We start from the raw sequence: 9,177 nt of genomic DNA on the forward strand, positions 1-9,177 counted from the left end.
AGCACTGGCTCTCACCTCTTCAAAAGTGGATGTGCTTTGCTTTGGCAATGCCACCGGTTCTGTTGACTTAAGTGTTAGTGGTGGTACGACTCCTTACTCTTATGTGTGGAGCAATGGCGCTGCTACCCAGGACATCACCGCTCTTGCTGCAGGAACTTATTCCGTTACCGTTACGGACAACAATAATTGTACAGCTACCGCTTCGGTCACCATTGGGCAGCCTGCTGCGGCCCTGGCTCTCACCTCTTCAAAAGTGGATGTGCTTTGCTTTGGTAACGCCACCGGGTCCATTGACTTAACTGTTAGTGGTGGTACGACTCCTTACACTTATGTGTGGAGCAATGGCGCAACCACGCAGGACATCACCGCTCTTGCTGCAGGAACTTATTCCGTTACCGTTACGGATAACAATAATTGTACAGCTACCGCTTCGGTCACCATTGGGCAGCCTGCTGCAGCCCTGGCTCTCACTTCTTCAAAAGTGGATGTGCTTTGCTTTGGCAATACCACCGGTTCTGTTGATTTAACTGTTAGTGGTGGTACAACTCCTTACACTTATGTGTGGAGCAATGGCGCAACCACGCAGGACATCACCGCTCTTGCTGCAGGAACTTATTCCGTTACCGTTACTGATAACAATAATTGTACAGCTACCGCTTCGGTCACCATTGGGCAGCCTGCTGCAGCCCTGGCTCTCACCTCTTCAAAAGTGGATGTGCTTTGCTTTGGCAATACCACCGGTTCTGTTGATTTAACTGTTAGTGGTGGTACAACTCCTTACACTTATGTGTGGAGCAATGGCGCAACCACGCAGGACATCACCGCTCTTGCTGCAGGAACTTATTCCGTTACCGTTACTGATAACAATAATTGTACAGCTACCGCTTCGGTCACCATTGGGCAGCCTGCTGCAGCCCTGGCTCTCACCTCTTCAAAAGTGGATGTGCTTTGCTTTGGCAATACCACCGGTTCTGTTGATTTAACTGTTAGTGGTGGTACGACTCCTTACACTTATGTGTGGAGCAATGGCGCAACCACGCAGGACATCACCGCTCTTGCTGCAGGAACTTATTCCGTTACCGTTACTGATAACAATAATTGTACAGCTACCGCTTCGGTCACCATTGGGCAGCCTGCTGCAGCCCTGGCTCTCACCTCTTCAAAAGTGGATGTGCTTTGCTTTGGCAATACCACCGGTTCTGTTGATTTAACTGTTAGTGGTGGTACGACTCCTTACACTTATGTGTGGAGCAATGGCGCAACCACGCAGGACATCACCGCTCTTGCTGCAGGAACTTATTCCGTTACCGTTACGGATAACAATAATTGTACAGCTACCGCTTCGGTCACCATTGGGCAGCCTGCTGCGGCCCTGGCTCTCACCTCTTCAAAAGTGGATGTGCTTTGCTTTGGTAACGCCACCGGTTCTGTTGATTTAAGTGTTAGTGGTGGTACAACTCCTTACTCTTATGTGTGGAGCAATGGCGCTGCTACCCAGGACATCACCGCTCTTGCTGCAGGAACTTATACCGTTACCGTTACGGATAACAATAATTGTACAGCTACCGCTTCGGTCACCATTGGGCAGCCTGCTGCGGCCCTGGCTCTCACCTCTTCAAAAGTGGATGTGCTTTGCTTTGGCAATACCACCGGTTCTGTTGACTTAAGTGTTAATGGTGGTACAACTCCTTACACTTATGTGTGGAGCAATGGCGCTGCTACCCAGGACATCACCGCTCTTGCTGCAGGAACTTATACCGTTACCGTTACGGATAACAATAATTGTACAGCTACCGCTTCGGTCACCATTGTGCAGCCTGCTGCAATCACAATAAACAGCATTAGTTCAAATACACCGGTTTGTTCCGGAAGCGATTTAAATCTTTCATCCAACACATCCGGTGGTACGGGCACTTTGAATTATAGTTGGTCTGGTCCAAACGGGTTTACATCGACGCTTCAAAATCCGGTGATAACAAATGTTACAACTGCGGCCAATGGTATGTATACTTTGGTTGTTACAGATCAAAACGGATGTTCAGGTACTGCTACAACCAATGTAACGATCACGCAAAGGCCAACAGCTTCTGTTAGCTATCCTGCATCGGCTTTCTGTATCAATAATAATATTGCCCAACCTGTTACCTTAACAGGTACCGGAGCCTATACCGGCGGCAGCTACACTTCATCGCCCGTAGGTCTATCGATCCATTTCAGTAATGGTTCAATAGTACCGAGTGCCAGCGCACCCGGAACTTATTCCATCACTTACACAATACCTGCCTCCGGAGGATGCCCGGCAATACCAGTTGTCTTTAACAATATCATTACCATTACCCCGGTGCCAACGGCCAATATTATTTATACCGGATCACCTTATTGCAATTCCGTAACAACGGCACAACCTGTTACGCTGACGGGAACAAATGCTTATACAGGAGGTACATTTAGTGCGCTTGCGGGATTAACTATTGATCCGGTTACAGGAGCTATCACACCCTCAACGAGTACACCGGGCACATATACAGTCACCTATACATCCCCGGCAACGGGAGGCTGCGCCGCCGTAACAGCAATCAATTCTGTAACAATTACCGCAGCACCTACCGCTACCATTTCATATTCCGGAACTACGTTTTGCTCAAACGGTGGCGTGATCCAGGTTACACAAACAGGTACAGCCGGTGGCACTTACAGTGGCACGGTGGGATTACAAATCAACAACACTACCGGTGCTATTAATTTAGGCACGAGTGCAACAGGTACCCATACGATTACATATACCATACCGGCAGCAGGTGGTTGTGCCGCTTTCACCACTAACACAACGATCACAATTAATCCGTTACCTGCTGCAACCATCAGTTATACTGGTGGTCCGTTTTGCCCAACTAATACTAACATCCCGGTAACGATCTCCGGCACGAACGGCGGCGTTTTTTCTGCACCTGCTGGCCTAAGCATTAATTCTGCAACGGGTTCTATCAATGCTGCTGCCTCGACGCCGGGAATTTATACCGTCACCTATACTATTGCAGCAGTAAACAGCTGTCCTGCTGTGATTGCGAATACGTCGGTAACAATCGGTGATAATATCGCCCCGGTTCTTACCGTGCCGGCTAATGTAGTTATCCAATGCGGGTCCAGTCAATTGCCTGCAGCAACTGGCCAGGCAACAGCTACTGATAATTGTACAGCAGATGCGAACATTACAATTAATTATACAGATGTAATAACAGCAGGCAACTGTGTCGGCAGATACACTATCACCCGTACATGGACAGCAACTGACGCAAATGGCAATACAGCGACAGGCGTGCAAACCATTAATGTGGATGATACCACAGCACCTGTTATCAGTTGTAATAATTTTAGTGTTGCTAATCCAGATGCTATTCCTGCAGCTAACAGTAATTCAGTTACTGCGACTGACAATTGCGGCGCCGTTACCATAACTCTTATCAATGAGGTGTTCTATGGATTGGAAGGGAAGCCAGGATTTTGCCCGACAAGTGTTGAACGCACCTGGCAAGCTGCGGATGATTGTGGCAATGTATCGACCTGCACCCAAACAATTACTGTGCAGGATGTTTCTAACTGTTCAGTGTGTCAGTCAACTGTACCTTTCTTCCCGGTAATATTAACCGGGAATCCTGACAGTACCTGGATTTCACCCAGCGTGGTAAGAGATGGTTTGTGTTGCGGTGCAACTGGTCCTCCTCCGCCAAGATGTGTGTCGTTTAACCTTTACCTGGATGAAAACTCTATTGGTATTATCTTCAATATCGCATCTGGAGCTATCCCGCCTGGTGCACTGTATTACCATATTGATTGCGGGCCACCCCACCAGGTTGGAGAGTTTGTCTGCTTACAAGGAAATCGTTTCTATACACTTACTTTCTGTAAGCCAGGTAACAACCCTAATACATATTCTATTCAGTCGGTGTCGGGCGTAACTGGTGTATCAAACCTCACTACCCGTGCAGATGCGAATTGTCCGGGACAATTGTCGGTGTCGGGTATTCAGCCGAATACAGTAACATGGTCGGTGGCTAGTCCGAACGATCAAAGCCTGCTCAGGTATTTATCCTGTACCGATTGCTTAAACCCGATATTTACACCGGATGCCAATGCCCCTGCTTCGATTGTTTATCAGGTGTGCGGTACAGTAACTGGCAGTCTTAACTGTAATGGCCAGCCTGTAACAGATTGCAAAGATGTTACAGTCAATGTTATTCCTACAATCCAGGCAAGTGTAAACGTTCCGCCTGTCATTTGCTCCAGCAATATTCCAAATTTGACAGCTTCGATAAGCCCGGCCGGAACTTATGTCTACGAATGGTATAGTCAACCAAATGGTATGGGCACCGTTTTATCTACCAATTCTTCGGGCTTTACACCACCAACAGCCGGTAACTATTCATTGGTAGTTACTGAAACGCAAACAGGATTGTTGTGCAATAAGGATACGACAAACTATACAATTGCTTTTGACTTATCAGGTCCAGTATTGGATGTACCTGCGCCACTTTACATTGAATGTAACAGCAACAATACTGCAGCCACAATCAGTGCATGGCTGGCTTCTGCAACTGCTTACGACAGTACCAACATATCTAACTTGTTGCCTGTTTCAAATAATTATTCTCCATTTACACAAACCTGTGGTGGTGTTCGTATCGTCACATTTACCGCAGTGGATTCATGCGGGAATGTAACAACAGATACTTCATCTATACGAATACTTGATACATCACCACCATCAATTATTTGCCCGCCAACGCTCAATGTTAGTTGCCCTCCTATACCGGCTTTTGATCTGGCCAGCTTTATTGCAGCCGGTGGATCTGCTACAGATATATGCGATGCGAATCCAACGATAAGTTTTGTCAGTGATGTAATCAGCAATCAGACCTGTCCCAATAATTATATCGTAACAAGAACTTACCAGGCTACAGATGATTGCGGTAATTCGAGTACATGTTCACAAACCATTATTGTAAATAATACTACTCCACCGGCAGTTCCTGCCAATGTCACTACGACGGTAGAATGTATATTAGCAGCCGTGCCGCCAACGGTTCCAACGGTTAGAGATGGTTGCGGTGCAATCATTACTCCAACGCTGGTAGTAAGTGGTGACCCGGATTGTGAAGGTGCAAAAACCTATACCTATACTTTTACAGAATGTGCAGGACTATCCAGCACCTGGGTGTTTACTTATTTAATCGACAGAACAACTCCGCCGACTGCAGTGCCGGCCAATGGTGGATCGACAGTTAACTGCCCTGATGCAACTGATGTGGCGCCGGTATTACCAGTGGTTACGGACGTATGCGGAAATATATTGACACCTTCTGCACCAGTTATAAGTCCAAAACCTGCCTGTGAAGGAACCAGGACTTATACTTACACATACACGGATTGCTCAGGATTATCAATCAACTGGGTTTATACATATACGGTAGAATATCTTCCTTTTGCAAATCCTGTTGATGCAGGATCAACGGTATCTTGCCTGGCTGCAGCGAATACTGCCCCAACAACGCTGCCTGTTGTAACAGATAACTGTGGAAACATTTTAACGCCTTCAGCTCCTATAGTTAGTCCGGCATTAACCTGCGAAGGCACCAGGACATATAGATATATCTATACCGATTGTGAAGGAAATACACAAGATTGGGTATATACCTATACAGTGGAAAACGAATCGTTCGCAGATCCTGTTGACGCAGGTTCCACTGTCTCGTGCCCGGCTGCAACAAATACACCTCCTGCCGTGCTGCCTGTTGTGATTGATAATTGCGGAAATGTACTAACACCATCAGCACCGGTTATCAGCACTGCTTTGACATGCGAAGGCACCAGAACCTATACATACACTTATACTGATTGCGAAGGAAATACACAGAACTGGGTATACACCTACACCGTAGAATATGAGCCATTCGCTGATCCTGTTGATGCTGGCTCCACTGTAGCCTGTCCTGCAGCCACCAACAATCCGCCCACATTGCCAGTTGTAACCGACAATTGTGGAAATGTGTTAACGCCATCGGTCCCTGTTGTTAGTCCTGCGCTAACGTGCGAAGGAACCCGAACTTATACTTATACCTACACGGATTGTAAAGGGAATACACAAGATTGGGTGTATACTTATACGGTAGACTATCAACCTATCCCAATGCCGGCTAATGGCGGCTCAACAGTTAGCTGTCCCGCCAATGCAAACGGTTCCGGAATTGCGTTACCGACAGTCAGAGACGCTTGCGGAAATATATTGACTGCGTCGGCGCCAGTAATCACCGATAATCCATCAACATTAAGTTGTTCGGGTACCAGGACATATACTTATACCTATGTAGATTGTAGTGGTGCAACTGCTACCTGGAGCTATACTTATACTATCAGTGCGCCAATTGTAAACATGCCGGCTAATGTGGCTTCGACTGTCGCTTGTTTGGCGGATGCAGTGGCACCAACACCTCCGGCTGTAACTGATAATTGTGGAAGAGCAATTACTCCTTCTGCTGCTGTTGGATCAGCTGATCCTGCTTGTGCCGGTATCAAGACCTATACATTTACTTACACGGATTGTAATGGTGTTGCTTATAACTGGGTGTATACTTATACCATCAGTGTACCGGTTGTTGTAATGCCGGCTAATGGTTCGTCTACTGTCGCCTGTTTGGCGGAGGCTGTTACGCCTGTTCCACCGACTGTAACTGATAACTGTGGAAGAGCTATCACTCCTTCTGCTCCGGTTGCATCAGCTGATCCAGCTTGTGCCGGTATCAAGACCTATACATTTACTTATACTGATTGTAATGGTGTTTCCTATAATTGGGTGTATACTTATACTATCAGTGCACCGGTTCTTGTAATGCCGGCTAATGGCACTTTGACTGTTGCCTGTTTGGCCGATGCTGTTGCACCAACACCACCTGTTGTTACTGATAACTGCGGAAGGACGATCACTCCTTCTGCTCCGGTTGTATCACCTGATCCAGCTTGCGCCGGAACAAAAACTTATACCTATACTTATACTGCCTGCGATAATCAAACCTATCAATGGACTTATACCTATACTATCGCAGCGCCGGTAGTAGATGTATCATTGCCTGCTAACGGTGCTTCCACTGTAGCCTGTCCTGCCCAGGCTGTGGCTCCAACACCACCTACTGTTACCGATAACTGCGGCAGAACTATCAACCCTTCTGCACCGGTGGTAACACCTGACCCTGTTTGCGGTGGTACTAAAACTTATACTTATACTTACTACGATTGTGATGGTACGGCTTACAACTGGTCGTATACTTACACTATCCTGACTCCGACAGTAATACTGCCTGCAAATGGCGCTTCTACGGTTGCTTGTTTAGCTAATGCTATTACACCAACGCCGCCTGCTGTGACCGATAATTGTGGAAGAGTCATTATTCCTTCGGCTCCTGTGGTATCAGCTGATCCTACTTGTGCCGGTATCAAAACTTATATTTACACCTATACCGATTGTAATGGGGCTGCCTATAACTGGATCTATACATATACCATCAGTGCACCTCTTGTAAATATGCCAGCTAATGGTGCTTCTACTGTCGCTTGTTTGGCTGATGCAGTTACACCAACACCGCCGGTTGTTACCGATAATTGTGGAAGAGCCATTACTCCTTCTGCTCCGGTTGTATCGGCTGATCCTGTTTGTGCCGGTATTAAAACTTATACTTACACCTACACAGATTGTAATGGGGGTGCCTATAACTGGATCTATACATATACCATCAGTGCACCTCTTGTAAATATGCCAGCTAATGGTGCTTCTACTGTCGCTTGTTTGGCTGATGCAGTTACACCAACACCGCCGGTTGTTACCGATAATTGTGGAAGAGCCATTACTCCTTCTGCTCCGGTTGTATCTGCTGATCCTGTTTGTGCCGGTATCAAAACTTATACTTACACCTACACAGATTGTATTGGGGTTGCCTATAACTGGATCTATACATATACTATCAGTGCACCTCTTGTAAATATGCCAGCTAATGGTGCTTCTACTGTCGCTTGTTTGGCTGATGCAATTACACCAACACCGCCGGTTGTTACTGATAATTGTGGAAGAGCTATTACTCCTTCTGCTCCGGTTGGATCAGCTGATCCTGCTTGTGCCGGTATCAAGATCTATACATTTACTTACACGGATTGTAATGGCATTGCCTATAACTGGGTGTATACTTATACCATCAGTGCACCGGCTGTTGTAATGCCAGCTAATGGTTCGTCTACTGTCGCCTGTTTGGCTGATGCAGTTACACCAACACCGCCGGTTGTTACCGATAATTGTGGAAGAGCCATAACGCCTTCTGCTCCGGTTGTATCGGCTGATCCTGTTTGTGCCGGTATCAAAACTTATACTTACATCTATACAGATTGTTATGGCACTACTTACAACTGGGTGTATACATATACCATCAGTGCACCTGTTGTAAATATGCCGGCTAATGGCGCTTCTACTGTTGCTTGTCTAGCTGATGCTGTAGTTCCAACACCACCCAGTGTGACAGATAACTGTGGAAGAGTTATCACTCCTTCTGCTCCGGTTGTATCTGCTGATCCTGTTTGTGCCGGTATCAAAACTTATACTTACACCTATACCAATTGTAATGGTGTTTCCCATAACTGGGTATACACTTATACTATAACTCCGACAACGTTGACAGTTGCCTGTCCTCCAACACAAACCTTTTGTGAACTATCGGGTAATAACTATACTATTCCGTTATTAGCTGCCTCAAATAATTGTAACGACACACTAGATATTTCTTTCCAAATTACCGGGGCAACTACAAGAAGTGGCGTAGGAAATGACGCAAGTGGAACATTTAATCCCGGCACTTCAACTATAACATGGAGAGTTGCGGATGCATGTGGCACGTCAACTTGTACAACATCTATCACCATCAACAGTGCTGCTGCATCCGAGTTCACGGCTGCTGCCTGCTTAAGCTATATACTGCCATGGGGTGATGTGGTAAACACCAGTGATGATTATACCCATACTTATACCACGGTCAATGGTTGCGATTCGGTTGTCACGGCGCATATCACTATCAATACCGCTGCTGCATCCGAGTTCACGGCTGCTGCCTGCTTAAGCTATACACTGCCATGGGGTGATGTAGT

At 46.6% G+C, this 9,177-nt stretch carries 1 protein-coding gene; it reads left to right on the forward strand.

Going from position 1 to position 9,177, the window contains the following annotated elements; all coding sequences use genetic code 11:
• Positions 1-9,177 (forward strand): HYR-like domain-containing protein (locus ACFEL9_RS25805; protein WP_385896209.1); only part of this gene is annotated, 9,177 nt, incomplete at both ends.

The sequence above is a fragment of the Terrimonas alba genome (assembly GCF_042434975.1).
Lineage (GTDB): Bacteria > Bacteroidota > Bacteroidia > Chitinophagales > Chitinophagaceae > Terrimonas_B > Terrimonas_B alba.